At 59.5% G+C, this 24,625-nt stretch carries 27 protein-coding genes and 1 tRNA gene; 11 read left to right on the top strand and 17 right to left on the bottom strand.

Annotated features, from left to right (window positions below; genetic code table 11):
• Positions 1-45 precede the first annotated feature (45 nt).
• On the bottom strand, positions 46-1,848 hold the full coding sequence (locus ABJO61_RS10585) for a long-chain-acyl-CoA synthetase (protein ID WP_348328241.1): 1,803 nt from the start codon (positions 1,846-1,848) through the stop codon (positions 46-48).
• A 211-nt stretch (positions 1,849-2,059) separates the two neighbouring features.
• Between ABJO61_RS10585 and ABJO61_RS10580 the strand changes: the two genes are divergently transcribed.
• On the top strand, positions 2,060-2,350 hold the full coding sequence (locus tag ABJO61_RS10580) for a sulfurtransferase TusA family protein (RefSeq protein WP_348328238.1): 291 nt from the start codon (positions 2,060-2,062) through the stop codon (positions 2,348-2,350).
• Positions 2,351-2,404: 54 nt separating this feature from the next.
• On the opposite strand, the gene ABJO61_RS10575 is transcribed toward ABJO61_RS10580, so the two are convergent.
• The 3 genes from ABJO61_RS10575 to ABJO61_RS10565 form a co-directional block, all read right to left on the bottom strand.
• A complete protein-coding gene (locus ABJO61_RS10575) occupies positions 2,405-3,001 on the bottom strand; it encodes a GNAT family N-acetyltransferase (protein WP_348330910.1) in 597 nt (198 codons plus the stop codon).
• A complete protein-coding gene (locus tag ABJO61_RS10570; RefSeq protein ID WP_348328232.1) occupies positions 2,998-3,366 on the bottom strand; it encodes an ArsC family reductase in 369 nt (122 codons plus the stop codon). The genes ABJO61_RS10575 and ABJO61_RS10570 overlap by 4 nt, the downstream gene beginning before the upstream one ends.
• 78 nt (positions 3,367-3,444) lie before the next feature.
• Positions 3,445-4,248: a Coq4 family protein gene (locus ABJO61_RS10565; protein ID WP_348328229.1), complete on the bottom strand. Its 804-nt coding sequence runs from the start codon at positions 4,246-4,248 to the stop codon at positions 3,445-3,447.
• A 109-nt stretch (positions 4,249-4,357) separates the two neighbouring features.
• Between ABJO61_RS10565 and ABJO61_RS10560 the strand changes: the two genes are divergently transcribed.
• Positions 4,358-5,041 (top strand): TetR/AcrR family transcriptional regulator, encoded by a 684-nt coding sequence (locus ABJO61_RS10560; RefSeq protein ID WP_348328226.1) that lies wholly within the window; start codon positions 4,358-4,360, stop codon positions 5,039-5,041.
• Here ABJO61_RS10560 and ABJO61_RS10555 read toward each other — a convergent pair.
• From ABJO61_RS10555 to ABJO61_RS10545, 3 genes are read right to left on the bottom strand one after another with little or no spacing between them, the layout of a single operon-like run.
• Entirely contained in the window at positions 5,038-5,667 is a 630-nt protein-coding gene (locus ABJO61_RS10555) for a TetR/AcrR family transcriptional regulator (protein ID WP_348328223.1), read from the bottom strand. The genes ABJO61_RS10560 and ABJO61_RS10555 overlap by 4 nt on opposite strands.
• The gene (locus tag ABJO61_RS10550; protein WP_348328220.1) at positions 5,664-6,431 is read right to left on the bottom strand and encodes a creatininase family protein; all 768 of its coding nucleotides are present in this window, start codon (positions 6,429-6,431) and stop codon (positions 5,664-5,666) included. Before ABJO61_RS10550 ends, ABJO61_RS10555 begins: the two co-directional genes overlap by 4 nt.
• Positions 6,432-6,456: 25 nt before the next feature.
• A complete protein-coding gene (locus tag ABJO61_RS10545; RefSeq protein WP_348328217.1) occupies positions 6,457-7,836 on the bottom strand; it encodes a glutamine synthetase in 1,380 nt (459 codons plus the stop codon).
• A gap of 222 nt (positions 7,837-8,058) precedes the next feature.
• Here ABJO61_RS10545 and ABJO61_RS10540 point away from each other — a divergent pair, with 222 nt between their 5' ends.
• Positions 8,059-8,565 carry an N-acetyltransferase family protein gene (locus tag ABJO61_RS10540; protein WP_348328214.1) on the top strand — a complete coding sequence of 169 codons (507 nt, stop codon included), beginning with the start codon at positions 8,059-8,061 and terminating at the stop codon, positions 8,563-8,565.
• Positions 8,566-8,569: 4 nt separating this feature from the next.
• On the opposite strand, the gene ABJO61_RS10535 is transcribed toward ABJO61_RS10540, so the two are convergent.
• Positions 8,570-8,655 (bottom strand) — tRNA-Leu (locus ABJO61_RS10535).
• Positions 8,656-8,812: 157 nt separating this feature from the next.
• On the opposite strand from ABJO61_RS10535, the gene ABJO61_RS10530 reads away from it, so the two are divergent.
• Positions 8,813-9,334 (top strand): disulfide bond formation protein B, encoded by a 522-nt coding sequence (locus ABJO61_RS10530; RefSeq protein ID WP_348328212.1) that lies wholly within the window; start codon positions 8,813-8,815, stop codon positions 9,332-9,334.
• Positions 9,334-9,924: a demethoxyubiquinone hydroxylase family protein gene (locus tag ABJO61_RS10525; RefSeq protein ID WP_348328209.1), complete on the top strand. Its 591-nt coding sequence runs from the start codon at positions 9,334-9,336 to the stop codon at positions 9,922-9,924. Before ABJO61_RS10530 ends, ABJO61_RS10525 begins: the two co-directional genes overlap by 1 nt.
• On the opposite strand, the gene ABJO61_RS10520 is transcribed toward ABJO61_RS10525, so the two are convergent.
• Both ABJO61_RS10520 and ABJO61_RS10515 read right to left on the bottom strand, forming a co-directional pair.
• The gene (locus ABJO61_RS10520; RefSeq protein ID WP_348328206.1) at positions 9,925-10,485 is read right to left on the bottom strand and encodes an HNH endonuclease; all 561 of its coding nucleotides are present in this window, start codon (positions 10,483-10,485) and stop codon (positions 9,925-9,927) included. It lies immediately after the preceding gene.
• Between the two features lie 109 nt (positions 10,486-10,594).
• Entirely contained in the window at positions 10,595-11,269 is a 675-nt protein-coding gene (locus tag ABJO61_RS10515; RefSeq protein WP_348328203.1) for a prolyl oligopeptidase family serine peptidase, read from the bottom strand.
• 79 nt (positions 11,270-11,348) lie between these two features.
• On the opposite strand from ABJO61_RS10515, the gene gluQRS reads away from it, so the two are divergent.
• Both gluQRS and ABJO61_RS10505 read left to right on the top strand, forming a co-directional pair.
• Positions 11,349-12,254 carry a tRNA glutamyl-Q(34) synthetase GluQRS gene (gene gluQRS / locus ABJO61_RS10510; protein ID WP_348330907.1) on the top strand — a complete coding sequence of 302 codons (906 nt, stop codon included), beginning with the start codon at positions 11,349-11,351 and terminating at the stop codon, positions 12,252-12,254.
• Between the two features lie 116 nt (positions 12,255-12,370).
• Entirely contained in the window at positions 12,371-13,426 is a 1,056-nt protein-coding gene (locus tag ABJO61_RS10505; protein WP_348328199.1) for an acyltransferase family protein, read from the top strand.
• A gap of 3 nt (positions 13,427-13,429) precedes the next feature.
• On the opposite strand, the gene ABJO61_RS10500 is transcribed toward ABJO61_RS10505, so the two are convergent.
• The 5 genes from ABJO61_RS10500 to ABJO61_RS10480 form a co-directional block, all read right to left on the bottom strand.
• Complete coding sequence (locus ABJO61_RS10500; RefSeq protein WP_348328196.1) at positions 13,430-14,374, bottom strand: AEC family transporter; 945 nt, start codon at positions 14,372-14,374, stop codon at positions 13,430-13,432.
• Positions 14,375-14,457: 83 nt separating this feature from the next.
• Positions 14,458-15,126, bottom strand: a complete 669-nt coding sequence (locus tag ABJO61_RS10495; RefSeq protein ID WP_348328193.1) for a hypothetical protein — start codon at positions 15,124-15,126, stop codon at positions 14,458-14,460.
• Between the two features lie 5 nt (positions 15,127-15,131).
• Positions 15,132-16,250: a hypothetical protein gene (locus tag ABJO61_RS10490; protein ID WP_348328190.1), complete on the bottom strand. Its 1,119-nt coding sequence runs from the start codon at positions 16,248-16,250 to the stop codon at positions 15,132-15,134.
• Positions 16,247-16,534 (bottom strand): hypothetical protein, encoded by a 288-nt coding sequence (locus tag ABJO61_RS10485; RefSeq protein WP_348328187.1) that lies wholly within the window; start codon positions 16,532-16,534, stop codon positions 16,247-16,249. Before ABJO61_RS10485 ends, ABJO61_RS10490 begins: the two co-directional genes overlap by 4 nt.
• A gap of 229 nt (positions 16,535-16,763) precedes the next feature.
• Entirely contained in the window at positions 16,764-18,767 is a 2,004-nt protein-coding gene (locus ABJO61_RS10480; RefSeq protein WP_348328184.1) for a protein meaA, read from the bottom strand.
• A gap of 192 nt (positions 18,768-18,959) precedes the next feature.
• Between ABJO61_RS10480 and ABJO61_RS10475 the strand changes: the two genes are divergently transcribed.
• The gene (locus tag ABJO61_RS10475; protein ID WP_348328181.1) at positions 18,960-20,207 is read left to right on the top strand and encodes an acyl-CoA dehydrogenase family protein; all 1,248 of its coding nucleotides are present in this window, start codon (positions 18,960-18,962) and stop codon (positions 20,205-20,207) included.
• 282 nt (positions 20,208-20,489) lie between these two features.
• Positions 20,490-21,755 carry a crotonyl-CoA carboxylase/reductase gene (ccrA, locus tag ABJO61_RS10470; protein WP_348328178.1) on the top strand — a complete coding sequence of 422 codons (1,266 nt, stop codon included), beginning with the start codon at positions 20,490-20,492 and terminating at the stop codon, positions 21,753-21,755.
• Positions 21,756-21,964: 209 nt separating this feature from the next.
• Here the strand turns inward: ccrA and ABJO61_RS10465 are convergent, their stop codons facing one another.
• Together ABJO61_RS10465 and ABJO61_RS10460 are read right to left on the bottom strand one after the other, a co-directional pair.
• The gene (locus ABJO61_RS10465; protein WP_348328175.1) at positions 21,965-22,645 is read right to left on the bottom strand and encodes a nuclear transport factor 2 family protein; all 681 of its coding nucleotides are present in this window, start codon (positions 22,643-22,645) and stop codon (positions 21,965-21,967) included.
• Positions 22,646-22,746: 101 nt separating this feature from the next.
• The gene (locus ABJO61_RS10460) at positions 22,747-22,974 is read right to left on the bottom strand and encodes a ribbon-helix-helix protein, CopG family (protein ID WP_348328172.1); all 228 of its coding nucleotides are present in this window, start codon (positions 22,972-22,974) and stop codon (positions 22,747-22,749) included.
• A gap of 545 nt (positions 22,975-23,519) precedes the next feature.
• Between ABJO61_RS10460 and ABJO61_RS10455 the strand changes: the two genes are divergently transcribed.
• On the top strand, positions 23,520-23,720 hold the full coding sequence (locus tag ABJO61_RS10455) for a hypothetical protein (protein ID WP_348328169.1): 201 nt from the start codon (positions 23,520-23,522) through the stop codon (positions 23,718-23,720).
• On the top strand, positions 23,713-24,255 hold the full coding sequence (locus tag ABJO61_RS10450) for a GNAT family N-acetyltransferase (protein ID WP_348328166.1): 543 nt from the start codon (positions 23,713-23,715) through the stop codon (positions 24,253-24,255). Before ABJO61_RS10455 ends, ABJO61_RS10450 begins: the two co-directional genes overlap by 8 nt.
• Positions 24,256-24,625: the final 370 nt, after the last annotated feature.

Below are 24,625 nucleotides of genomic sequence, written 5' to 3'. Positions count from 1 at the left end.
GGCGGCTCGAAGGAGCCGCCCTTTTTATTTCCCTGAGATGCCGCTCTAGAGCCTGAACTCACCCGCACAAATCTTGCCGTAGAGATGCTGGTCGACAGGCACGTATTTCTTCTGCACCGGACAGTTGAAGAAGATCGGCTCCGCTATGACCGAAGGGTCGAAGCCTTCCTTCACGAGTTCCACCTTGCGGTGCTTGAAAGTGCCGGTGACTTCCATTTCCGGCTGGATACGCAGGAAAACCGGCACGGCATAGTCCGGCAATTCCTTCAGCATCTGTGAATGGAACTTGTCGACATCCAGCGTACCATTCTCCGCCACGATAGAGGCCATGCCCGCGCGGCCATCTGCTCCCGGCACATGAACGCCATAGACATTGGCTTCCTTGACGCCCGGGAAAACGGAAATTGCCTCCGCAACTTCCGAGGTCGCGACGTTCTCGCCCTTCCAGCGGAACGTATCGCCGATACGATCGACGAAATAGAAATAACCGAGCTTGTCCTGACGCAGAAGGTCGCCTGTGCGAAACCACATATCGCCCTTCTCGAACACATCGCGCAGAATCTTCTTTTCGGTTTCTTCCTTTTTGGCATAGCCATCGAAACGGCCCGTCGGCTGCTCCGGGTCGTCGGTAATCTTGCCCAGTGCCTCGCCAGCCTCACCCGGCGCCGCCTTCATGCAGAAGCCGTCCTGACCCCGCACCGGCTGCTCATTCTCGATGTCGAACTTCACGATCTCGACATTGAACTTGGCCTTGGCCCAGCCGGGAACGCGCCCGATGGCGCCCGGCGTACCGTCGAAATTCATCAGCGCCACATTGCCTTCCGTCGCACCGTAGAATTCGAGGACGCGCGGAATACGGAAACGCTTCTGGAAAGTCGTCCAGATCTCGGGCCGCAATCCATTGCCGACTGCGAGGCGGATCTTGTGCTTGCGTTCCTTGGGGTGCTTTTCCGTGTTGAGCAGATAACGGCAAAGCTCGCCGATATACTGGAAGAGCGTCGCCTTATACTTGACGGTATCGTCCCAGAAATGCGTCGCCGAAAACTTGCGCCGCAGAATGACCGAACCACCTACGGTCAGCGTCGTGCCGATGGCGCATACACCGCCCGCCGAATGGTAGAGCGGTAGCACCACATACATGCGGTCCTTTTCGGTCGCTTTCGCGCCTGCCGAAAAGGCCCCCATCATGGTCCTGAGGCGAACATGCGGAATACGCGCCGCCTTCGGGTTGCCCGTGGTGCCGCTCGTGTAGATGAAAAGAGCGTCGTCGTCCTGCGTCACATCCTTGCGAAGATCGGACGGCAACCGCTCGTCGGACTGCTGGGCCAGCGCCGCGTCGAGATCATGGGCGCCCTGTATCGGCCCGCCCGTCGCCCAGACCGTCATCGGCCTTTCAAGCTGATCGGCTGCCGAGGAGTAATGTTCGGCAAGCTCGGCCCCGAGAACGACGTGATCGGCGTTCGAGATGTTGAGGCAATGCGCCAGCGGAGCCTTTATCAGGTTTGTATTGATGAGAGCAGCCGTTGCCCCCGCCTTGATGATCCCGAGCCATGCGATGAGATATTCCGGCCGGTTCTCCATCATCAGCGCCACGACGTCGCCACGGCCGAGCCCCTGCTCCTTCAGCCAGCGCGCATAACGGTTAGCCTCGGCATTGTATTCGCGGTAGGTGAGCTTCCGGTCCTCGAAATAGATGGCGATGTTGTCGGGCTTTTCTTCTGCCAGCGTTTCGATCGTGTCCGAGAAGGTGCGGGTGGTGTCCTCCCTGATCTCCTTCAGCTTTCCCAGCGAACGGAGCGCGGCTCGCACGAAGGTGATTTCGTTGCCGATCCGTTTGACAAGACCCATCTCTGCCGTCCTTCCCGATTAAAGTTATGCGAATTTCTCGCTTGCTTCTGTTATGCCTGCCACCCCGCGGAAGCGTCAAGAAAAGCCGGTTTTTCGCAGCGTAAAATCGACGTTATCACGGCCCGGCGTGACAGGAGCCGGATGCGGCGGCATTATGCGCACCGCAACAAAATTGGGCTTCGGGGAAACCCGGATGGGCGGCGAAAATACGATGAATCAAGAAGAGGGCGAGGTTCTGCTCGACGTGATCGGCCAGCGCTGCCCGCTGCCGGTCTTGCGCGCCCGAAAACGGCTGCTCCGGCTGGAACCCGGCAGATTGTTAAGGGTATTCGCGAGCGACCCCGTCGCACGGATCGACATGCCGCATTTTTGCGCGGAGGCCGGGCACGAGCTTTTGGAGACGAGAGACCGGGGAACATGGATCGAGTTCCTGATCCGGCGGGGAGAAAATGTCCGGGAGCCGGACGAGGCGCTTCTGTCGAAACCCGTCAGCGACCTGTAAAAAGAACCTGCGGGTCATGCAGGATCGCCTCCCCCACCCAAATCCAGAGCCCCATTACAGGCCGAAATCACAGGCCAGGACCGCGTAGAGAAACTCGTCCGACCACTCACCCTGGATATATTTGCTGCCGCTAAACACGCCCTCACGGCGCATGCCGAGTTTTTCCATTACCCGGGCGGAAGCCTTGTTGCGCTGGTCGCAGGTAGCAATGATCCTCTGCAATCCCAGGTCGGCAAAGCCCGCATGGGCAACGATTTGAGCCGCCTCAAGCGCATATCCTTCGCCCCAATAGTCCGGATGAAGAACATATCCGATTTCGGCTGTACGGTTTTCCCAGTCGACAAGCTTGAGTCCCACACCGCCGATAAGGCGCTGGCCGGCACCGCGCCGCCCCTCTCCTTTGCGAACGATTGCGAGATCGAAATTATGCCGGGGGCTTTCTTTCTGGTCATCGAGATAGGCACGAATTGTCTGCTTGCTCTGCAGCGTGGTGTTTGGACCCCAGACGAGAAATCTCGTTACCTCCTCGCGTGAGGAATAGGCATGGACAGCTTCAAAATCGCGAGCGGTGAAATCACGCAGAATGAGCCGCGGCGTCTCCAGCGGCAGATCGAGCATCGGCCCGCCGGTGTTCCGGCGCCGCATTTTCATTTGCCCGCCGCCTTCTGGACGGCAGCCTTTTGCGGCTCGCGGAAGCCGACAATCAGGCCTTCTTTGCCGAAGTCGAAGACGGGACGCTTGATCAGCGTCGGGTTTTCACTCATCAACCGAACGGCGTCAGCCTCGCTTACATCAGCCTTTTGCTTTTCAGGAAGGCTGCGCCAGGTCGTGCTGGCCTTGTTGAGAAGGGCTTCCCAGCCGGCAGATTTGACGAAACGCCTTACATCCGACGCCTCAACGCCATCGGCGCGAACATCGTGAAACTTGTGAGGAATATTTTCGGCTTCCAGCCACTTCAGTGCTTTGCGGCACGTATCGCAGTTCTTCAATCCATAAACGGTCAGCACCGGCCCCATCCCCTTTCAATCTAGCTCTCGCAAGCATAGCGGGGACGGCGCCGGTGCCAAAGTCCGTCAGAACCTTAGGGGCCCGGATCAGGCGGCGAGCTTCTGCTCCTGTTCCGCCCGCATCTCCTTGAAGGCCTTTTCCGCGGCAAGGGCGAAGGGCTGAGCTTCGCGATAGGCTGTCGGGGTCTCGATCTTGAGCAGTTCCCGAACTTCGGAAAGGGGTTTGGAAAGCATGGCCTCCCAATCGGTCTGGGGCAACCAGGCCGCTTTCTTTCCGTTACGATAAGCCTCGCGAAGAACGCGCCAGACCTTCACGTCAGGGACCGTTTTGCTCGTAATTCGCGCACCCACCAGCACAATGAAGCCGATACCGCGATTGCGCGTCTGTGCGTAGGTGAAGGCGAGCAAGGCAAGTTCTCCAAGCCCGTCTCGGCCATAGCCGCTGGTCACATGCCAGAGATCGTGCTGATCGCGCAGACGGTAGCCAAAAATGCGCTCGGCCTCGGTACGGCCTTCGCGCTCCGGCACGACCTCGCTTGCCTCCACGAGACCATCGGCGGTCAGGTCTTCTTCCGCCATGAACTCGTAATAGGTGTGACCGAGAGTGCCTTCCGGCAGGCTTGAGAGATATTCGCGCTCGTTGAGGGCGGTAATCAGGTTGCGCTTCTCATTGAGAATGCGCTGCCCCGTTTCCGTTTTCACGAAACGGTTGAACTGCCGGTCATTGGCGCCGCCCGAAAGGGCGTCGATAATGCGGAAGACCTGACTCGTATCTTCCTTGTCGGCAATGAGGGCACGGATCGCGCGCAAAGCCTTGAGAGGCTGAATATGCTTGCGCTTGCGCTTCGCCACATCGGCGCCGTTAAACTCTGTTGGGCTTGCAATCGTCATGGGTTATGTCCCGTTGCTATAGTAAGCCTGCTGCTATCAGCCTTGACCTGATATATAGGAAGTACTGACATTCTTGTCAATATATTCGGCGTCGCAAGAGGAGTTTTGTGTGTCCAGCGTTGCAAAAAAACCGGCAACGGCCGGCAATGCCTTGGCCAAAACGGCTGAAAAGCCGGTCCAGAAGCGGGTCCGCCGCACGGCCGACGAAGCACGCCGCCTGATCCTCGACGCCGCTGAGAAACGGCTCGCCCGCCAGGGCCCCGAGGGGCTGAGGCTGCAGGACATCGCCCGCGATGTGGGAATTTCCCATCCGGCGATTCTGCACCACTTCGAAAGCCGGGAAGGTCTTGTCCGCGCGCTTATCGCACGGACGAACAAGCAGCTTCGCGATTCATTGCTGGGTGCACTAGGCGACGGAGACGCAAGCCGGGACGCCGCAGACCATATCGGGCATGTCTTCGAGGCCTTGAGCGACAAGGGTACGGCACGGCTTCTTTCCTGGCTGCTGCTGACCGGCCGCGCGACCGAAGAGTCCGACGCGCACAACATCATGGGCGAGATCGTGGAAGTGCTGCAGGACCGCCGCGAGGAATATGCGCGGGAAACGGAAACTGCCGCGCCGGACAAGGAAGATACGCTCTTCATCGCCATGCTGACCGCGAATGCAGCCTTCGGCGAAGCGATTGTCGGACGGCAGCTCGCGGAAGCGGCAGGGCTCGACCAGGATGGCATCAAGCGCTTCCGCAAATGGTTTGCGAAGCTCATCAACGATCATCTGGAAACCGAACGCTAACGCAGCTTGCCCTGCAGCAATCCGCGCATCAGTTCGATAAGGCGCTCTGAATCGACGTCCGGTCGAATGACGCGGGCCACCATGATTCCATCCAGAAAAACGGACACGAGCTGCGCGAGATCTTCCGCTTCTCCCGCTCCCGCGCCTTCGTCTTCGAGAGCATGGGCGATAAGCCCCGTCTCCGTTTCGTAAAAGCGCGAGATTGCCGCATCCGTCTGTTCCGACCGCTGCCCGGAATGCGCATAGTCGAGAATGACCTTCAGAAAGCGCGTGAGTTCGCCGAAGAGAAGCAGATTGCTCGATAGCCAGGCATCGAGATCCCCGACCCCGCCCTTCTCTTTCTTGATCTCGTCATAGGCTGCAAGCGCATCGGAAAGCGCCTTCCTGACGGCAAACTGAAAGAGATCTTCCTTGTCTTCGAAATAGTAATAAATGAGGGCAGGATTGATGCCGGCTGCCTCTCCGAGATCCCTGTTGGAGACTGCCGCGACACCCGATTGTGAAAAAAGTTTGAGCGCCGCCGCCGCAATCGCATCGCGCTTCGCTTCGTTCGGCCCCTCTGCGGCCGGTCTCCCTACTTTGCGGGCAGGCTTCTTGCCGTCCTGCCGCTTGCCTTTCGACGTCACACTTTTCCGCCTTTCACAGGCTCGGGAATTTCCGGCCAGTCCTCATGTTCGGCCTGCTCAAGCAGCTTTTCGAAATCGCCGGTAATTGCGTCGAGCATTTCGCGGCCCAGACTAGCAGAGGATTCGCTCGGACGCCCCACAACGCCATTCTTCGTAACCGCAGGCATGGGATAGCGCCAGACAAGACCGATCGTGACGTCCTCGACATCTTCCGCTTTCTCCATTTCGGCACATTCGGGATCCAGCGCAAGCATCATCGAGGTCTCTGCAATATTCGCATGGATGTCGGCGGCATCCAGCGTATAGAGCCGGAGCGCCTCTGCCGAGATTTCCCAAAGCCCGCGCGTCGCGAAGCGGGCCTGCGGATATTCATAGCGCAACCGCAGTATCGCACTCTCGATCGAGGGCCCGTTGGTTGCATGCCCGGAAATAAAGATAAGCCGGTCGATGCCATTTGCCTTTATCGCCCAGGAAGCGACTTCGCAGAGCACCGTCGTCAGCGTTTCAGGTGAAAGCGAAAGCGTGCCCGGCCATGCATCCGAATGGCCGTAGGAACAACCATAGGGAATGGATGGCAACAGCAATACGTTTCGCCTGCGGCAAGCTTCAGCGCAGATCGCCTCTGCGAGCATCGTATCCGTGCCTGTTGCGAGGTGAGGCCCGTGCTGCTCGGTGGCGCCGATGGGCAGAACAGCAATGGTGCGGCCCTTGCCCGAAATCGCCTCACCGACCTTCGGCCCCGTGGATTTCGCCCATGATGTCATGGCGTTTCTCCTTTTCTGCGGCAGATCAGACAGCGGTGAGGAATCGGTCACGCTCGCTCGTCGTCACCGTGTAGAACTGCGCATCCCATTCCTTGCGCTTCTGGGCGACGAAGATGTCCACGAATTCTGCGCCAAGCACATCGCGCGCGAAGCTGCTTTCATCGAGCGCATCGGATGCTTCAAGAAGTGTACGCGGAAGGCGGTGGACATTACGCCCCTGCGAACGGATATCGCGCGCAAGATAGAGGTTGTCGTTAAGCGGCAGCCCCGGATCGCCCTTCCGGTCGAGGCCGTCGAGACCCGCATGAAGACTCAGCGCCGAAGAGAGATAGAAGTTCGCGCTCATGTCCGGCGCACGATTTTCGATGCAAGGCCGGTTCATCGGCAGGCGCAGCATCGCCGAGCGGTTATTGCGGCCATAGGCCTGAAGCACCGGCGCCCATGACATGTCCGGCATGTCGCCCTGCGCAATCAAACCTTTGTAGGAATTATAGCTGGGGCAGGTGAAGACGCAGAGCGCCTGCGCATGGTCGAGAAGCCCCGCCACGAAATGAAGTGTTTCGTCCGTCGCATCGAGCCCATAGCTTTTCGCCAGTTCGCCTGCCGGGCGGGCGGAGGTATCGAAGAGATTCTCCTTCGTCTCCATGTCCATGAGCGACATGTTGTGATGCGCCCCTGAGCGAAAGTCATTGCTGAAAGGCTTGGGCATGAAGCTCGCAACCGCGCCGTGCTTGCGTGCAATGCACTTCACCATGAAGCGGAAAAAGGTGAGCCGGTCAGCCGTGGTCAGAACATCGGCATAGCCGAAATCGATTTCGAACTGACCATGCCCGCCCTCCTGGTCGAAAGAATAAAGGCCCCAGCCGAGCTCTTCGACATAATGCGTGAGTTCTTCGAGAAAGGGGCCGGCGAGTGCCGTCTGGTGAAGGTCATAAGCCGGTGTCGATCCCTGAAAGACCTCGTCCTGAAACGGCAAAAGCCTGTCTCCGTCGCGGCGCAGCACATAGAACTCCGGCTCGATACCCAGATTGAAGACAAGTTTCCTCGCCGCCGCCTTCTCCGCCGCCCGCTTCAGGATCACACGGCTGCAATTTGCGTAAGGTTCGCCGTGGAAATACATGTCGCTGGCAAACCAGCAATAGCGCTTGTCCCAGGGAAGGATCGTGGCGCTTGCGAGATCCGGCACGGCAGCGCATTCGTCGAAATGCGGGCCGACAAGTCCCATGCCTTCCAGCGCGCCGACAGTGAACAGCTCCGACCCGCCCATCATCTGCGCAAGGTGGCTGACGGGTACGCATTTCGCTTTCGAGACGCCATGAACATCCACATAGCTCGCATAGCAATATTCAACGCCCTCGCTTGCGAGTTTCTTCTGAAGCTCTTTTGCCTGTTCCATCTCGATCATTCTGAAATCCCTTCCACCGGCTCTCGGGGCCGCACACTGCACATGTGGCCCGGCGCCATGCCCTGGCCTGATGTCATGACCTGATGTCATGACCCGGGGAAAATCATGCCCTTAATTTAATTGATTGGTCAATTAAATTATTTATCCCTGAATTTGGCGCCTCGCTGATAGGCTCTCAGCAAGGACAAATGCCCTGGGCTTATTGCCCGACCGAGGTTTCCAATGACGCTGGTGTTGCCTTCCATCCGCCCCGCTGAAGAGGCCGATCTGCCCGGCATTCTCGCGATCTATAACGACGCCGTCGCGAACACGACATCGATCTGGAATGAAACGGAATCGGATCTGGAAGGCCGGCATATCTGGTGGCGTGGGCGCACTGCGCAGGGTTTTCCGGTGCTCGTCGCCACGGTACCGGACGGCATAGCGGGCTACGCAACCTTCGGCCCGTTTCGCCCGCATGAGGGCTACCGGCACACTGTCGAAAATTCCATCTATGTACGCGCGGATTTGCGTGGGCGAGGCATAGCCGGAGCCCTGATGCCGCCCTTGATCGAGGCGGCTGAGAAACGCGGCCTGCATTCAATGATTGCCGGAATCGAGGCGGAAAACCGGGCATCCATCCGTCTCCACGAACGCTTCGGCTTTCGCGAGGTCGCGCGCATGCCGGAGGTCGGCACCAAGTTCGGCCGCTGGCTCGACCTTGTGCTCATGCAAAGAATGATCGGCTGAAAATTGGTGCCCCTGGCCGGACTCGAACCAGCACGTTGTTGCCAACAACAGATTTTGAGTCTGCCGCGTCTACCATTCCGCCACAGGGGCACTGAAGCGTCGGGCGCGCATCATAGTGGGCCGTGCCTCACCTTCAATGGAAAAGAAAGGGCACCTCCAAGGCTGGGGCCCAAGGCTAACATCCAAGGCCAGCAAATGCGGCGACAAGGCGCGGGACAGCGGCTCCCGGCCATGCTTCAATGCCCCCATGCTGGACCGGATACCATCAATAGCCATTCCCTGGATTCTGATCGCCGCGAGCGCCGCGACGATTGGCGGCGCCCTCTTTTTCCAGCATGGCCTGGGCTATGTGCCTTGCGAGCTTTGCTTTCTCGGCCGCCAGCCGCATTACTTCGCGATAGGCGCGGCCCTGATTGCAGGCATTCTCTCCCGCGAGGCAAATATCGGTATCGGCGTCCTCGTCTTTCTCGCGTTATGCGTCGCCGCCTATCTCACGGGCGCAGGCATCTCCGCCTATCACGCAGGCGTTGAGTATCACTGGTGGGAAGGCCCCGAGACTTGCGCCGGGGGCAGCCTCGTTTCGAACTCGCTGGAAGACCTGCAATCGGCGCTCAGTGGCGGCGCGAAGCCGCCGCGCTGCGATGAGGCGGCATGGTCGGTTTTCGGCGTCTCGCTCGCCGGATTTAATTTCCTGATTTGCCTGGCTCTTGCAGCCCTTTCCGCGCTGCCCCTCGCGCGCTATTTCCGGGAAAGCAGAGGAGAAATCTGATGACCGGCAAGGAAACCAAACCGAAATCGCCACGCGTTTCCACGCAGCCCGGCCGGGCGCGTGAAGACGCCATCGAGGAAATGATTCGCGTCGATCACGCAGGCGAATATGGCGCCGTGCGCATCTATGAAGGACAGCGCGCCGTCTTCCGCGCCCTGCCCCACAAGCAGGAAATAGCCAATGCGCTGGAACGCATGGCCAAGGACGAGGAAGTGCATCTCGCGCGCTTCAATGAACTCGTCAACGAACGGCAAGTCCGCCCCACGGCGCTTGCGCCCGTCTGGCATGTCGCAGGCTTTGCATTGGGCGCGGCGACGGCACTACTCGGCGAAAAGGCTGCACATGCCTGCACCGCTGCGGTCGAGGAAGTGATCGACGACCATTACAAGTCGCAGGTGAACCGCCTCGACCAGATGGGCGAAGAGGAAAAGCCGCTACGCGACACGATCGAGAAGTTCCGCCTGGAAGAAGTCGAGCATCGCGATGAAGCCATCGCGGCAGGCGCAAAAGAGGCGCCGGCCTATCCGCTGCTCTCTGGCACCATCAAAGCCGCCTGCCGTCTCGCCATCCGAATTTCCGAAAAAGCCTGATCAGGGTTCCAGCTCGCTATCCCAGTAGAGATAGTCCTGCCAGCTGTCATGCAGATAGTTCGGCGGGAACGCGCGTCCGTTCTTGTGCAGGTCGGTAACCGTGGGGCGGAAGGGAAACTGCATGGGATGCATCTCCGTCTGCGCCAGCATCTTGCCGCCCTTCCTCAAATTGCAGGGCGCACACGCCGTCACGACATTTTCCCATGTCGTCTGTCCGCCGCGCGAACGAGGGATGACATGATCGAAAGTAAGTTCGTGCCGCGCACCGCAATACTGACACGTGAAGCGGTCGCGCAAGAACAGATTGAATCGCGTGAAGGCGGGAAACCGCGCGGGCTTCACATAGGATTTCAGGGAGACGACGCTCGGCAGCTGCATCTCGAAAGTCGGCGAGCGCACCTGCGTCTCATAGGACGAGACGATGTTCACGCGGTCAAGAAAGACCGCCTTGATTGTATCCTGCCATGACCAGAGCGAGAGCGGATAGTAGCTCAGCGGCCTGTAATCCGCATTCAACACAAGGGCCGGACAGGCGTCCGGCGTAGCAAACGATCCTTGCACGCCAACCCTCCTGGGGCCGAAAGCTACCCAGCGCAGCGGGCCCCTCTTTCGAGAGTTTACTATATATGGTGCAACGGCTTTGTGAAGCCGCCACGGATTGCCGTGAAATTTACCCGGCAACGGCCGAAGCCGGCCGCCGCCCCGCAAAGGCATCGGCGATGAAACGCCCCCCAAGATCGAGCCCTGTCTGGTCGATACCATGGCCAAGCCCGGGCGAGACATGCCACCGGACCGCCAGCCCCGCTTCGCCAAGCGCCTGAACCGCTTCATGCATCCGGGAAACCGGCAGCATATCGTCGGCATCGCCATGGACCATGAGAACAGGCGGTGCAGACCGCACTTCATCCGCCAGCCGCTCCGGCATGGCCAGCGCACCAGAATAACCCACGATACAGACAGGCGCCACTGAACGCCTGAGCCCGACATGCAGCGCCATCATCGTGCCCTGGCTGAAGCCGACAAGAGCGAGGTGCGAAGCATCGAGACCGTGGAGCGAAAGCTGCTCATCAATGAAGCGGTCGAGTATGGGTGCCGCCGATGAAACACCGCGGGCAATTTCCGACGGATCGAGCCTCGTGATGGGAAACCACTGATATCCCATCGGATTTCCATCGCAGGGCTGAGGCGCATTGGGTGCGACGAAAGCCGCGTCCGGCATGACCTGTTGCCAGTACGGGGCAAGAGAAATGAGATCATTCCCGTCCGACCCGTAGCCATGACACAAGATCACGAGTTGCCGCGTGGTACCGCTTTTTGCCGCTACGCTCGGTCCGGTCAGCGTCATTCCTCTTGCCTCCTCTTTCGCAGCGGGCCACCACAGGCTATCAATGCCACACCCTAAGCCCCCCGGAGTTGTCGTTTCAATGCAGGATGACATGAGCGGGCGCGAGGTCCTTCGCTTCGCGCCAAGCCCGAACGGATGGCTCCACCTTGGCCATGCCTATTCCGCCTTGTTCGCGTTCGACATGGCGAGACGGCTCGGGGGACGTCTTCTTCTTCGCATCGAGGATATCGATGTCGGCCGTTGCCGGGAGGAGTATGTGGAAGGCATCTACGAAGATCTCGCCTGGCTTGGCATCGAATGGGAAACGCCGGTGCGACGGCAGTCGGAACACTTCTCCGACTACGAGGCGGCATTGCGCAAACTTCGCGACATGGGCCTCGTCTACCCGTGCTTTGCAACACGCAAGGAGGTCAACGATGCGATCCTCGCCAGCGGCATTCCGTTGCAGGCATGGCCGAGCGACCCCGACGGCGCCCCGCTCTATCCCGGCATCTGCAAGGACATGCCAAAAGCACGTCTGAACGAATTGATGTGGGAGGGGCGTTCCTATGCGTGGCGCCTCGACATGGAAAAGGCGATGCGCGAAGCGGTCCGTATCAATGGCGGCCCGATTACCTTTCGTGAGGATGGAGAAAGCCTTCGCGGCGATACCGGCCTCCTCTCCATTGAACCCGAGCTTTTCGGCGACGTCGTCATCGCGCGCAAGGACGTACCGACGAGCTATCATCTCGCCGTTACCGTGGACGATGCCCTTCAGGGCGTTACCCTTGTAACGCGCGGTCAGGATCTCTTCCCTGCAACCTATATTCACCGCATCTTGCAGGTGCTGCTGGGCCTTCCCGCGCCTCGCTACCACCATCACGGTCTCATTCGCGACGACACCGGCCGCCGCCTTTCAAAAAGCGCGAAGGACATGGGCCTCAAGGAACTGCGCGCCAAAGGCACCACGCCTGCCGGCATAAGACGCATAGTTAGCCTGGATTAACCATAGCCGCCGACCGGTTACGGCTGGCGCGGAACCTGCTTCCTTTGCTTGAAACCCGGTCACAAGTCCCGCGTGGGGACGGAAACCGTATTTTTCCGAGCCACAGGAGCCCCCCAATGGCTGGCGAGAACGCTGCAACTGTTTCGAAACAACGCATCGACTGGATCGACGCGGCGAAAGGCCTGACGATCATTCTGGTCGTGATGGAGCATACGACCTTCGGCGTTCAGAACGCCGTTGGGCACTTGCCGCTTGTTTTTGGCACCATCGCCGAATTCGCCAAGCCCTTTCGGATGCCTCTCTTTTTCCTCGTCGCGGGCCTTTTCGCCTACAAGGCGCTTTATGGCGACCTTCGGAAGTTCGCTGACAGCAAGATTGTCCATTTCGCCTATTTCTACGTGCTCTGGTCGGTCATCCAGATCGGCACAAAAATCCTCATACCGCATGAAGGGGCCTGGGCGGTCACCCATGTCGACCTCCTGATGATCCCGATCCAGCCCTTCGCGGTACTCTGGTTCATCTATGCGCTGGCACTCTTCTTCATGACCCTTCGCCTGCTCAGAAGCGCACGTCCCTTCTTCATTTTCTTCTTTGCCGTTGCACTCTATTTCACGCAACTCGATACGGGCTGGATGCTGCTCGACGAATTCGCCTGGCGCTTCGTCTGGTTCGTTGCGGGTGTCTATGGCGCCAAGCAGGTATTCGAGATCGCCGACTGGGCCCGCGCACAGCCCGCAAAAGGCCTCGCCCTCGGGCTGCTGCTTCTTGCCTGCGTTGCCAGCGTCGTCTTCTCGCGTCTGATCGATATTCGTTCGCTCGAACTGCTCATGGGCTTCGCAGGCGGCGCCGCCGCGGTAATGCTGGTGAGCATTCTCGCCTCGGCAGGATATGCAAAGCCGCTCTCCTGGGTCGGCAAGCACTCGCTTTATATCTTCCTGTCGTTCTTCCTGCCCATGGCGGTGATACGTGTGGGCATGGTGAAGCTCGGCTTCGAGAATGGTGACCTCATTACATTCATCGCGACGACTGTCGCCGTCATCTCTCCGATCATCGTCTTCCGCCTGCTTGAGAAGACGCCGCTGAGCTTCCTCTATGTGAGACCAGATGCATTCCGCCTCACTGCCCCGCAGAGCTTCAAACCCAGCATCGTGATGGCCGCCGGTGGCGACTGAAACTCAGAGGAACCAGCCAAGCAGGACCGTCAGCGTAATGAGGCTGACGCCGGTCGAGAGAACAACAGTGCTCGATGCCGCGCCCGGTGCAGCCTGATAGCGGTTCGCAAGGATCGAGGAGTAAACACCGGTCGGCATCGCCGCGAGCAATGTTGCTGCCGCTACCCATAGCGGCTCCATTGCAAAAACGAATTGCGTCATCGAAAACACCAGAGCCGGATGCACGACCAGTTTGAAGAAAGTCGTGACCGACGCCGCGCCGACCGAGCGGTGAATGCTATAGCGGGTCAACATCGCGCCAAGCACGAAGAGCGCACAGGGAATCGCCGAACGCGCCAGCATTTCGAGCGCCGTATCGAGAATACCGGGAAGCGGAACGCCGAGTTGCCCGTAAATGACGCCGCAGGCAATACCGATGATGACGGGATTGCGCACGGTATTCAGAAGGCCTTCCTTCAGAATTGACCCGAAGCCGGGTTGGCGCCCGTCAACCCGCACGCGGGTAAGCTCCAGCAGGAAAGTCGCAATGGTGAAGAGAATGATCCCGTGAAAGGCGAGAATGAGGAACACAGGCGTTCCTGCTTCCGCGCCCAGCCCCGTGAGAATGATCGGCAGGCCGAGCATGATCGTATTGCCCTGCCCGCAACCGAAACCCAGCATCACGGCGTCGGCTTTCGGGCGGCGCAGAACATAGAGCGCAATCAACGAGCCCGCTGCCCAAACGGCAAGCATGGCGCCGTAATAGGAAACCCATAAGCCCCAGGGCAGCGCCGATGGAAATTCGGTATTGGCGAGGTTGCGGAAGAGCAGCGCCGGCATCGCGAAGGTGAAGACATAAGTATCGAGCCCGTCGACACCGGTATGACTTATGAGCTTCGTCCGCGCGCCTGCATAGCCGACTGCGATGACCGCAAAGATCGGCAGCACAAGGGAAAGCGCGACTTCCATGGAATTTTCCGGGAGAAACAAGCGGCAGGAAAGAACGGGCGCGGACATTATCCTTCCGCCACCACAACGTCAAAAGACGTCACTTACCAGTCATAAAGGCCCGTGAATTTCTCGAAACCTGCCGCTTCGGCCCAACTCGCCCATTGCTCGCGCACACGCCTGGTCGACGTCGGACTGCCGCCGCCCTGCCCTACGCCCAGCATCGTCAGTTCGGCACAACCGGGGTAGAGGCGCTCCGGCGTGGGCAGCGAGCCCCCGCTCACAAGCTTCGTATATTCGGAGTCCTCGAACCCGTCCGTCAGCAGGATCACATGCACTTCGGATGCCTGACAGTCGACAAGCTGCGACATATTTTCGAGAAAGGAGACGACGTTTGTATAGCCCTGCGCCTGCAGCTTTCCCTCGTCGATGAGGCGCGGAATAGCGGCGATGATCGCCGACATGCCTTCAGCAACAGCCTGCGGCTTCGACCGGGCCGAGATCACCTCGTCGATTTTCAGCGCATTGGCGCCCGTGTCGTAGGAGCCGAAAGTCCTCAGCATCACACGCGACCTGAGCGGCAGATGCTCGATCTCCCCTGCCGCCCGCTGCGCGACGCGCGCGGCGTAAGCCTGGTCTTCCACCAGCGGATTGCTCTTCGACATATCGAGACCGATGATGACGGTCTGCGGTCGCGGTGCCTCCTGTGCCTTTGCCGGCGACAAGACAAATGCGAGAGCCATCGCCACAACAGCGCCGAATGAAACACGCATGGCGATCATTCGCCCGCTGAACCGGTGGGAATTCGCAGCGCGCTGCGCGGGGGCAGAACCTCGCTGATCGGCTCGCGTACGGGCTCAAGCCGCGCCGGGCCTGCCTTCATGGCGTTGCGCGAACGGCGCTCCCACCAGTCATCGAAGAGCTTTTCGTAACGGCCGAGACAGCGTGAATCCTCGCAAGCCTTGAGCCGGTTCGTAAACTGGCTCTGCGCACCATTGGCAAGCGCCGGCGCCGGACGGCGGCGGCCAAGCAGGCCGCGTCCGCCCGAATGATCCGCCTGCGAGATTTTGTTCCCTTCGCGGCGGGCCTCGTCCAGACCCTGCTCATAGGAACGGCACTCGCGCATGAGGCCTGTCCAGAGAAGGTGGCGCCGGTTCTCGGGCCCTTCCATTTCCGAAAGTGAGTGACGGTTACCGTCATGCTCGGCCTCAAGCGAGGCAAGGCGTTCCATCGCCGCGCGGCGATGCTTGAAATCGCGGGCATGGAAGACGCGGCGAAGCGAAGAGACGGCGTAGTGAAGACAAAGGGCCGCGACACCCGTTACCACAAGAAAGACGATACCAAGCGAGGCGAGCCAGGCCACCGGCTGCCAGCCGCGCATCTGGTCGATCTCGCTCGTGGTTCGCACCGTTTCCTGCGTTGCCTCGGTCGCAATGCCGAGACCTGCCAGCGCATTTCCGAGCGATGAGCCGACACTGCCATCGCTCGTCGCGGCGATACCATTGGGCAGCGACATCAGCGCAAGCAAAAGTCCGACGCCAAGCAGCATGGTCAACGCCAGCACGAAGACAATACGAACGAAAAGCGCCTTGCCCATGGGTCCGAGCTGTTCGTAGAGGATATGCGCCGCCACGGTGGCGAAAAGCACCTGCATCGACTTGAAAGCGACGGAAGAGCCAAGCGCACCCGGAAGCTCCAGGAATTCATTGGCAAGAGCGCGGGTCCAGAATTCGCTGACGATCATGTAATCGACGACAAGCGCGCCGAGGGCAATGAGCGCAACGAGGACGAAAGCCATGAAATAGAAACTCGCAAAACGCGCTTCGCGTTCGCTCGCCACATAGTTGCGCGTGATCGCGGCGCGCATGTCATCGGAGATGAGAGAGACGCCGCTCATGCCTTGGCCCTCCGGCTGAAGAAGCCTTTTTCCTTCGGTGCCTCATGGGCCGCACCGTCCAGCGGCGCGGCGAGCTGCTTTGCCATTTCATTGATTTCGCGCTCGATCGTTTCCTGCCGTGCACGGCGGCGCGCAAGCTCCGCGGCGTAGGCTGCGTCGAGCTCGGAGAGCTTTGAAAAGACATGAAGTTCCGGCAAAGGCTCGGCGTTGCGTCCGTAGTGCCACGCGGTCTGGTCTTTTTTCTGACCACCCTGCCCGCTCGTCGTGTCGAAACCGTCGCTCATCAGCCGACCCCTTCCTCACGCACCCCGCATTAACGAACTATTAACTGTAACATTCTGGGCGGCGGGAGCGGAGTCCGGAAAAACGAAGAAACGTTGAAATATCAGCCGCCACAGGGACTTCATAAGCCCCGTTTGCATTGTGCCATTGAAGGACTCCAATGCGGCGGAAACATTATGGGAATATGGCAAGAATGTGATCCGCATGAGAAAGTGCGGAGAGACGCCGGGATCAGGCTGCTTCCTCGGTATTGTAGTCCACGAGACGCACAACCTCCGCCATGATGTCGTTGATCTGGAAGTCCTTCGGCGTGTAGATCGCAGCGACGCCTGCGGCACGGAGCCTTTCCTCGTCATCGGCCGGAATGATGCCACCGACAACGACCGGAATATTGCCGAGCCCGGCCTCTTTCATCCGCTTCATCACATCCTCGACCAGCAGCACATGACTGCCGGACAGGATCGAAAGGCCGACGACATGCACGTCGCCGTCCTGGGCGGATTTCACGATCTGCTCAGGCGTGAGACGGATGCCTTCATAGACAACGTCCATACCGCTGTCGCGCGCGCGCACCGCAATCTGCTCTGCACCGTTCGAATGACCATCAAGACCGGGCTTGCCGACCAGGAACTTCAGCTTGCGCCCGAGCTTCGAGGAAACGGCATTGACCATTTCGCGCACAGGGTCGAGATCGCCCGGCGCATTGCGCGCGGCACGGCTGACGCCGGTCGGTGCGCGATATTCGCCAAAGGTTTCGCGCAGCGCTGTGCCCCACTCGCCGGTGGTGACGCCCGCCTTTGCGCAGACGATGGATGGCTCCATGATGTTGCGGCCTTCCTTTGCCGCCGCCCGTAGATCCGCGAGCGCCGCCTTGACGGCCTCGCTGTCACGCGCCTCGCGCCATTTTTTCAGCGCCGCAACCTGCTCCGCCTCGACACCTTCATCGACGACGTGGATTGAGCCCGCACCTGTGGATAGCGGTGACGGCGACGACTCTTCGTATTTATTGACGCCCACGACAATCTGCCGCCCCGCCTCGATTTCTTCGAGACGCGCCAGGTTCGACTCGACGAGACGTTCTTTCATATAGGCGCTTTCGACGGCGGCAACGGCACCGCCCGTCTCTTCGATACGCGAAAGCTCCTCGCGCGCCTCCGCTTTCAGCGCCTCAACCTTCGCATCCATCACCTTCGAGCCCTCGAAGATGTCGCCATATTCGAGAAGGTCCGTCTCATAGGCGAGAATCTGCTGCGCGCGCAGCGACCATTTCTGATCCCAAGGGCGCGGGAGACCAAGAGCCTCGTTCCAGGCGGGAAGCTGCACGGCGCGTGCCCTCGCATTTTTAGACAGCGTGACCGCGAGCATTTCGAGCAGGATGCGATAGACGTTGTTTTCCGGCTGCTGCTCGGTGAGGCCGAGCGAATTCACCTGCACACCATAGCGGAAGCGGCGAAGCTTCGCGTCTTCGACGCCATAGCGATCACGGCATATCTCATCCCAGAGATCGACAAAGGCGCGCATCTTCGCAATTTCGGTAATGAAGCGCACGCCCGCATTGACGAAAAAACTGATACGGCCAACGACCCTGGAGAAATCCTTCTCCGGCACCTGTCCGCCTTCTTTCACCCGGTCGAGAACGGCGATTGCCGTCGCCAGCGCAAAAGCAAGCTCCTGCACCGGTGTCGCCCCCGCTTCCTGCAGGTGATAGGAGCAGACATTGGTCGGATTCCACTTCGGAACTTCCGTGTAGGTGTAGGAGACGACATCCGTCAGCAGGCGCATCGACGGCGCGGGCGGGAAGACGTAGGTGCCGCGCGAAAGATATTCCTTGATGATGTCGTTCTGAACAGTGCCCTGAAGTTTCTTGCGGTCCGCGCCATGCTCGTCGGCCACCGCGATATAGAGCGCCAGCAGCCAGGCTGCCGTCGCATTGATCGTCATGGAGGTGTTCATCTGCTCCATGGGAATGCCCTCGAAGAGGGCGCGCATGTCGCCGATATGCGAAACCGGCACACCGACCTTGCCGACCTCGCCCTTCGCAAGAACATGGTCGCTGTCGTAGCCGGTCTGCGTCGGCAGATCGAAGGCGATGGACAGCCCCGTCTGGCCGCGCGAGAGATTGGTGCGGTAGAGTTCGTTCGAGGCTTTCGCCGTCGAGTGACCGGCATAGGTACGGAAAATCCAGGGCTTGTCCTTCGCCGGACCGCCTGCACCGCTTTCACTACCCTTGCTCATCGCTTTCCCTCGCGTCCACCGGCATTTCAATGACCCATTATCACAGGCTTTGCTGCGCCGCAAAAGAGCCAAGCTCTCAGATGCCCGTCCAGCCAATCCGGCGTGGGCCGTTCGCAATGGATTTCGCAAAGCACCCGGACGCGCTACCCTGCCGCCATCGAAACTGAAAACACATAGGGATGGATAGAGTTTATGTCAGATCATGAGCAAGACCTGTTTCAGCTCGCCATGTCGGAGGAGGCGCGGCCTCTCATGGCGGCGGTAAAGAAGCACATTGCCGAAAATGTCGACCCAATCACGGAGGAATTCTTCCGCCTCCATGACGAGAAGACGGACCGCTGGAGCTGGCATCCGCGCCAGCTTGAGCTGCTGGAAGGCGCAAAGAACAAGGCCAAGGAATCCGGCCTGTGGAATTTCTTCCTGCCGGAATCCGAAATCGGTTCGGGTCTTACCAATCTCGACTACGCCTATATCGCCGTCGAACTCGGCAAGTCGCCGCTCGCATCGGAATCCCTGAATTGCAGCGCGCCGGACACGGGCAACATGGAAGTGCTCGAACGCGTCGGCACCCCGGCGCAGAAGAAGAAGTGGCTGGAACCGCTTCTCAATGGCGAGATCCGTTCGGCCTATGCCATGACCGAACCCGACGTGCCGAGCTCCGACGCAAAGAACGTGCGCACCAGCGCCGTGCTCGACGGCGGCGACTGGGTGATCAACGGAGAGAAGTTCTACATTTCCGGCGCAGGCGACCCGCGCTGCAAGATCATGATCGTGATGGTGCGGACAAGCCCGGACGCCCCGCCCAGCAAGCAGCAGTCGCAAATTCTTGTGCCGATAGACACACCCGGCGTCGAGATTCTCGGGCCGATGAAGGTCTTCGGTAAGGACCACGCGCCGCACGGCCACATGCATATCCGTTTCAACAATGTCCGCGTACCCAAGGAGAACATCCTTCTCGGCGAAGGCCGCGGCTTCGAAATCAGCCAGGTGCGCCTCGGGCCGGGCCGCATCCATCACTGCATGCGCTCGATCGGCAAGGCGGAAAAGGCTCTCGAACTGATGGTGAAGCGCGCCGCGACGCGCGAAGCCTTCGGCAAGCCGATTGCGAAGCTCGGCGGGAACCTAGAGATCATTTCCCGCGCGCGCATCGAGATCAATGCGATGCGCCTTGCCGTGCTTCAGGCCGCCCGAGCCATGGATGTGCTGGGCAACAAGGAAGCCCGCGTCTATGTCAGTGCCGTCAAGGCGATGGTGCCCGAGAAGGTTTGCCTCATCATCGATCAGGCGATCCAGATGCACGGCGCCGCAGGCATCTCGCAATGGACCCCGCTTGCCGACATGTATACTGACATGCGCCATCTGCGCTTTGCCGACGGCCCCGACGAGGTTCACCACATGGTCGTCGGACGCGCCGAGGTCCAAAAGCACGGCCTCTGGTAAGACAGACCAAGGGACCGCACAGGAAAAGGCGCCGGAGAAATCCGGCGCCTTTATCTGTTTGAATGCATTGTCCTGTCCCGCGACGTCTCTTTCCGCCGGGCATAATGCGGATTTTTACTCCGCATTATGTGCTCCACCATGTCAAGTAAACCGCGGGAAACGGCCATTTCCAAAGAGGCCGGCTTATATTGCAGCGCAAAATGCCCTTGCATCCGCAGCGTCAAATGCCAATGATCCGCGCCAAGCCAGCGGGCAGAAAGAGAACGGCGAGAGAGGTATATTATGGCGTACACGGAGAAAAAAGATCTCTACGAGGTCGGCGAGATCCCTCCACTGGGGCACGTACCGAAAAACATGTACGCCTGGGCGATACGCCGCGAGCGGCACGGGCCGCCGCAACAAGCCATGCAGGTCGAGGTCGTGCCCACATGGGAGATCGACTCGAACGAAGTTCTCGTCCTCGTGATGGCGGCGGGCGTCAACTATAACGGCGTCTGGGCAGGCCTCGGCACACCCATCTCCGTCTTCGACGTTCACAAGCTGCCCTATCATATCGCAGGCTCGGATGCGTCCGGCATCGTTTATGCGGTCGGCTCCAAGGTGAAGCGCTGGAAGGTGGGCGACGAGGTCGTCATCCATTGCAACCAGGACGACGGCGACGACGAGGAATGCAATGGCGGCGATCCGATGTTCTCGCCGACACAGCGCATATGGGGCTACGAAACGCCGGACGGCTCCTTCGCACAGTTCTGCCGCGTGCAATCGCAGCAGCTGATGCCGCGCCCGAAGCATCTCACATGGGAAGAGAGTGCCTGCTACACACTCACTCTTGCAACGGCCTACCGCATGCTGTTCGGCCATCGCCCGCACATCCTGTCACCCGGACAGAACGTGCTTGTGTGGGGCGCGTCGGGTGGCCTCGGCTCCTTCGCGGTGCAGCTCTGCGCAACGGCGGGCGCACACGCCATCGGCGTCATATCCGACGACTCCAAACACGACTTCGTCATGTCGATGGGTGCGAAAGGCGTCATCAACAGAAAGAATTTCAACTGCTGGGGCCAGCTGCCGAAGGTGAACTCCGAAGAGTTCAACGACTTCATGAAAGAAGCGCGCAAGTTTGGCAAGGCCGTGTGGGATATCACGGGTAAGGGCATCGACCCCGACATTGTGTTCGAACACCCCGGCGAGTCGACCTTTCCCGTTTCCTGCATGGTCGCGAAACGCGGTGGCATGGTTGTCTTTTGCGCCGGCACCACGGGCTTCAACCTGACCTTCGACGCACGCTTCGTGTGGATGCGCCAGAAGCGCATTCAGGGCTCGCATTTCGCGCATCTGAAGCAGGCGTCGGCTGCAAACCAGCTCGTCATCGAGCGCCGCATCGACCCTTGCATGTCGGAAGTTCTTCCGTGGGCGGACATTCCTCTTGCACATGACAAGATGTGGAAAAACGAACACCTGCCGGGCAACATGGCGGTGCTCGTTTCGGCCGCGCGGCCGGGCTTGCGCACGGTCGAGGATGCCATCGAAGCGGGGACAAAGGCGGCCTGAAACGGCCCACCGTCATCGAAACGTCATCAAACCGTCATAAAGCGCGAAGTTATCCCGCAAGCGGGGACAAGTCGGACAAGGGCCGGGGATAACCCGGCCCTTTTTCATGCGTGGCGGCATCGGAGGCAAAATAACAATCCCCGCTTGCCGCTTCGCACACGCGGTAGGGTGGCCGCAAAATAACAATCCCCGGTTTTCGGCTGCCCGTTTCAGGCGCCGCCGAGCCAGGCATCGCCTTCCTCGTAGAGCGTTGCCGCCTCCGGGCTCTTGTCGAGAACGACGGTTTTCGAAAGTTCGATGCCCGCCTTCTTCATGCTGGCGGCAAGAAAGCGGAGTTCCTTCGGAAACTCATCAAGCCCCTCGAAGACGGCAGCGGGAAGGGCGGGCATGTCGACAGGATCGATCCGGTCCTTTTCATAGACCGCGACACGCTTTTGAATCTTCCATGAACCGTCGCGCCTTTCGAGCAGGTCCAGAAAGCGCGCATGGGAGGTGGTGTCGACGGTGCCGGCGGGCGCGGACGACCGCACCATGATGACGACATTGACCTCGCTCACCGCGCGCGTCCCCTCCACGCGAATGGAAGGCACGCCGAACTGGTGCTTGAGAAGCGCACTGCCATTGGCTGCGATCATCTTCGAGGCCTCGACGAAACCTTCGTGAGGTCCGTCATACCAGCTGATCGAGATCGTGCCGCCGGGATGAAAGACGGAAGAGAGTTCGCCCCACCGCTCCTGATCGCGATAGAAGCCCCAATTGTTCACAAGCGCCGCGATTTCCGCTTTCGCCATCATGTCCTCAATCCCTTCACGCGATGCATCAGCGCGCGTGACCGCCGAGGCAGCCAGAAACGCGAAGAGCGCAGCAAGCGCCATCGAGATGTTTTTCATGTTTTTCTCCCCGCGCGTCTCAATGGCGCGAAGAGAAGATGACAAAGCGAGGGTGGGACGGCAATGGACGCGCGGTCAGTTCGGGAGGAGGCAGCGACGGCTCAGCCGTTCAGGCCAAGGTCTTTTCTCACCTCGGCTGCCGAATGTGTTCTCTCTTCGCCCTTGCGCACGCGCTCCAGCACATGCGCGGCGAGATAATAATCTTCCATGTCGGCGATACCGCGCTCCACAAGCTCGCGCAGATAATACGCCCTGGTGCGCCCGGTCTTCTTCGCGAGAAGATCGAGCCGCGTTGCGAGATTTGCGGTGAGGCGGACGGAGATAGGCATGGCAGCCTCTACAGGATGGACATCTGGTCTTATGGCGCAAACGCCGGAGAAACTCTCTTGGGTAATGCCCTGAGAATTCTACATTCGCGACATGAATGCCCTTGGGAACAAATACGACCTCGCCGCGCTAAAGGAAAAATGGGCCACCCTTGCGGGGGAAGTCGCCCTACTCAGGAGGGCCGGTAAGCCCGTCACGGCCCCAGAGATTGTCCCGGGTGCCACTCAAGGAGACTCCCGGCGCGCTCTAACGCCCGTATCAGGGGGAACCTTGTCCATCTGCAAAGGGCGGAAGATCGTGGTGAAGGAAAGGAACGGGACCGGGGCAACGTGGGTTTTGACTTAAACGCTTGCTGAAAAGACGCTGCGGCAAATTTTTTTGAGGCGTTGCTAATCCATTAGAAGCGTCTCGCTTATCGCTTACCAAAGAAGCGAGACGCTTTTGCCACGCAAAGCACACATTGTCAACCCCTATACGCCATTATTAAACGCTATATATCCTCCATATGCCCGCTGTACGGGCATCTCGAATTGAAAGGCGCACCGCAATGAGCATCAAATCTCACGCCTTCGGCCGTGTGACGCTCACGGACGAGGACGCAAAAAAGTTCAAAAACCAGGTTATATACGGAAAGCCGAAAGCCGCTGCCGTAGAAAGCGTCAAGCGCGGCGTAACCCTTGCGCATGAGTTTGGAAAAGGCGGACGTATCCGCATCCAGATTGATCGCGCAAAGGTGAAGGGTGCCTGATAACGCCACTGAAATAGAAGTAAAGCAGTTGGAGCCCGGTGATAAGGTCACCGGGCTTTCGCTTGGCGACGCAGCATTTACAGCTCTGAAGACATTCTTTCAGAAACACGCTAAGAGCTACGAGGCTCAAAGCCTCGCGCGAACCTATGTCGCCTATGACCGGAATGGAAGCTCGCGCCCCGTGGCGTTTATCACCATCGTTTGTAGCGAGGTTGAAACTACCGCCGAACACAGCCTTCTCGGTGAAGATGTACCGTTTCAATATCGCGGCTATCCGGCGGTCAAGCTGGCAAGACTCGCGGTCGATACGCGCTACCGCAAAAGCGGGGTCGGGAGGGCTCTCGTAGATATTGCACTTGGTGTGGTAAAGACTTCCGTCTGCCCGTCCGTTGGGTGTCGCTTTATGGTGGTCGATTCAAAACGACAGTCAGTCAACTTCTACGAAAAGTGCGGCTTCACGATGTTGGATACCGACGAAAATCGCCGCAGAGACGAACCAGTAATGTTTATTGATCTACACAAGATCGAGACTTAGGCCTTATGCCGCTGCCAGTAGCCGGAGAAATCAGCTGACGGCTTCACCTTTATCGCACGGGCACTAACCACACTCCACCTGTTCCCCGTTCGGCATACCGCGATTGTCTTCCCGACAAGAGGCCCTTGCCGACACTGCGGGCATTCCCAAAGGAACGACCAGCGAAGCCTCGCTTATAAGTATGAGAATGCGAACCTAACGAAACGCCGGGACCGGATGCGCTGTATCCGATGCGGTCAGAAGCGGGCGCTATCGTGATTGACGGTCGGGGAGGTAGCTAAGCTGCTTCCGGCGTTTGCGCCATAAGACCGTGGACATCTGTATTCGGCATATTCCCTGTGTGCGTTCACGGCAAGGCGTTTGAGAGAAG

It is taken from the genome of Parvibaculum sp. (assembly GCF_039973015.1).
Lineage (GTDB): Bacteria > Pseudomonadota > Alphaproteobacteria > Parvibaculales > Parvibaculaceae > Parvibaculum.
This window is presented reverse-complemented; position numbering and strand designations above follow the sequence as displayed.

Coding starts and splice junctions, on each gene's coding strand:
- ABJO61_RS10585 (WP_348328241.1), bottom strand. CDS start 1,848: ATGGGTCTTGTCAAACGGATCGGCAACGAAATCACCTTCGTGCGAGCC.
- ABJO61_RS10580 (WP_348328238.1), top strand. CDS start 2,060: ATGAATCAAGAAGAGGGCGAGGTTCTGCTCGACGTGATCGGCCAGCGC.
- ABJO61_RS10575 (WP_348330910.1), bottom strand. CDS start 3,001: ATGAAAATGCGGCGCCGGAACACCGGCGGGCCGATGCTCGATCTGCCG.
- ABJO61_RS10570 (WP_348328232.1), bottom strand. CDS start 3,366: ATGGGGCCGGTGCTGACCGTTTATGGATTGAAGAACTGCGATACGTGC.
- ABJO61_RS10565 (WP_348328229.1), bottom strand. CDS start 4,248: ATGACGATTGCAAGCCCAACAGAGTTTAACGGCGCCGATGTGGCGAAG.
- ABJO61_RS10550 (WP_348328220.1), bottom strand. CDS start 6,431: ATGACATCATGGGCGAAATCCACGGGGCCGAAGGTCGGTGAGGCGATT.
- ABJO61_RS10545 (WP_348328217.1), bottom strand. CDS start 7,836: ATGATCGAGATGGAACAGGCAAAAGAGCTTCAGAAGAAACTCGCAAGC.
- ABJO61_RS10540 (WP_348328214.1), top strand. CDS start 8,059: ATGACGCTGGTGTTGCCTTCCATCCGCCCCGCTGAAGAGGCCGATCTG.
- ABJO61_RS10530 (WP_348328212.1), top strand. CDS start 8,813: ATGCTGGACCGGATACCATCAATAGCCATTCCCTGGATTCTGATCGCC.
- ABJO61_RS10525 (WP_348328209.1), top strand. CDS start 9,334: ATGACCGGCAAGGAAACCAAACCGAAATCGCCACGCGTTTCCACGCAG.
- ABJO61_RS10515 (WP_348328203.1), bottom strand. CDS start 11,269: ATGACGCTGACCGGACCGAGCGTAGCGGCAAAAAGCGGTACCACGCGG.
- gluQRS (WP_348330907.1), top strand. CDS start 11,349: ATGCAGGATGACATGAGCGGGCGCGAGGTCCTTCGCTTCGCGCCAAGC.
- ABJO61_RS10505 (WP_348328199.1), top strand. CDS start 12,371: ATGGCTGGCGAGAACGCTGCAACTGTTTCGAAACAACGCATCGACTGG.
- ABJO61_RS10500 (WP_348328196.1), bottom strand. CDS start 14,374: ATGGAAGTCGCGCTTTCCCTTGTGCTGCCGATCTTTGCGGTCATCGCA.
- ABJO61_RS10495 (WP_348328193.1), bottom strand. CDS start 15,126: ATGCGTGTTTCATTCGGCGCTGTTGTGGCGATGGCTCTCGCATTTGTC.
- ABJO61_RS10490 (WP_348328190.1), bottom strand. CDS start 16,250: ATGAGCGGCGTCTCTCTCATCTCCGATGACATGCGCGCCGCGATCACG.
- ABJO61_RS10485 (WP_348328187.1), bottom strand. CDS start 16,534: ATGAGCGACGGTTTCGACACGACGAGCGGGCAGGGTGGTCAGAAAAAA.
- ABJO61_RS10480 (WP_348328184.1), bottom strand. CDS start 18,767: ATGAGCAAGGGTAGTGAAAGCGGTGCAGGCGGTCCGGCGAAGGACAAG.
- ABJO61_RS10475 (WP_348328181.1), top strand. CDS start 18,960: ATGTCAGATCATGAGCAAGACCTGTTTCAGCTCGCCATGTCGGAGGAG.
- ccrA (WP_348328178.1), top strand. CDS start 20,490: ATGGCGTACACGGAGAAAAAAGATCTCTACGAGGTCGGCGAGATCCCT.
- ABJO61_RS10465 (WP_348328175.1), bottom strand. CDS start 22,645: ATGAAAAACATCTCGATGGCGCTTGCTGCGCTCTTCGCGTTTCTGGCT.
- ABJO61_RS10460 (WP_348328172.1), bottom strand. CDS start 22,974: ATGCCTATCTCCGTCCGCCTCACCGCAAATCTCGCAACGCGGCTCGAT.
- ABJO61_RS10455 (WP_348328169.1), top strand. CDS start 23,520: ATGAGCATCAAATCTCACGCCTTCGGCCGTGTGACGCTCACGGACGAG.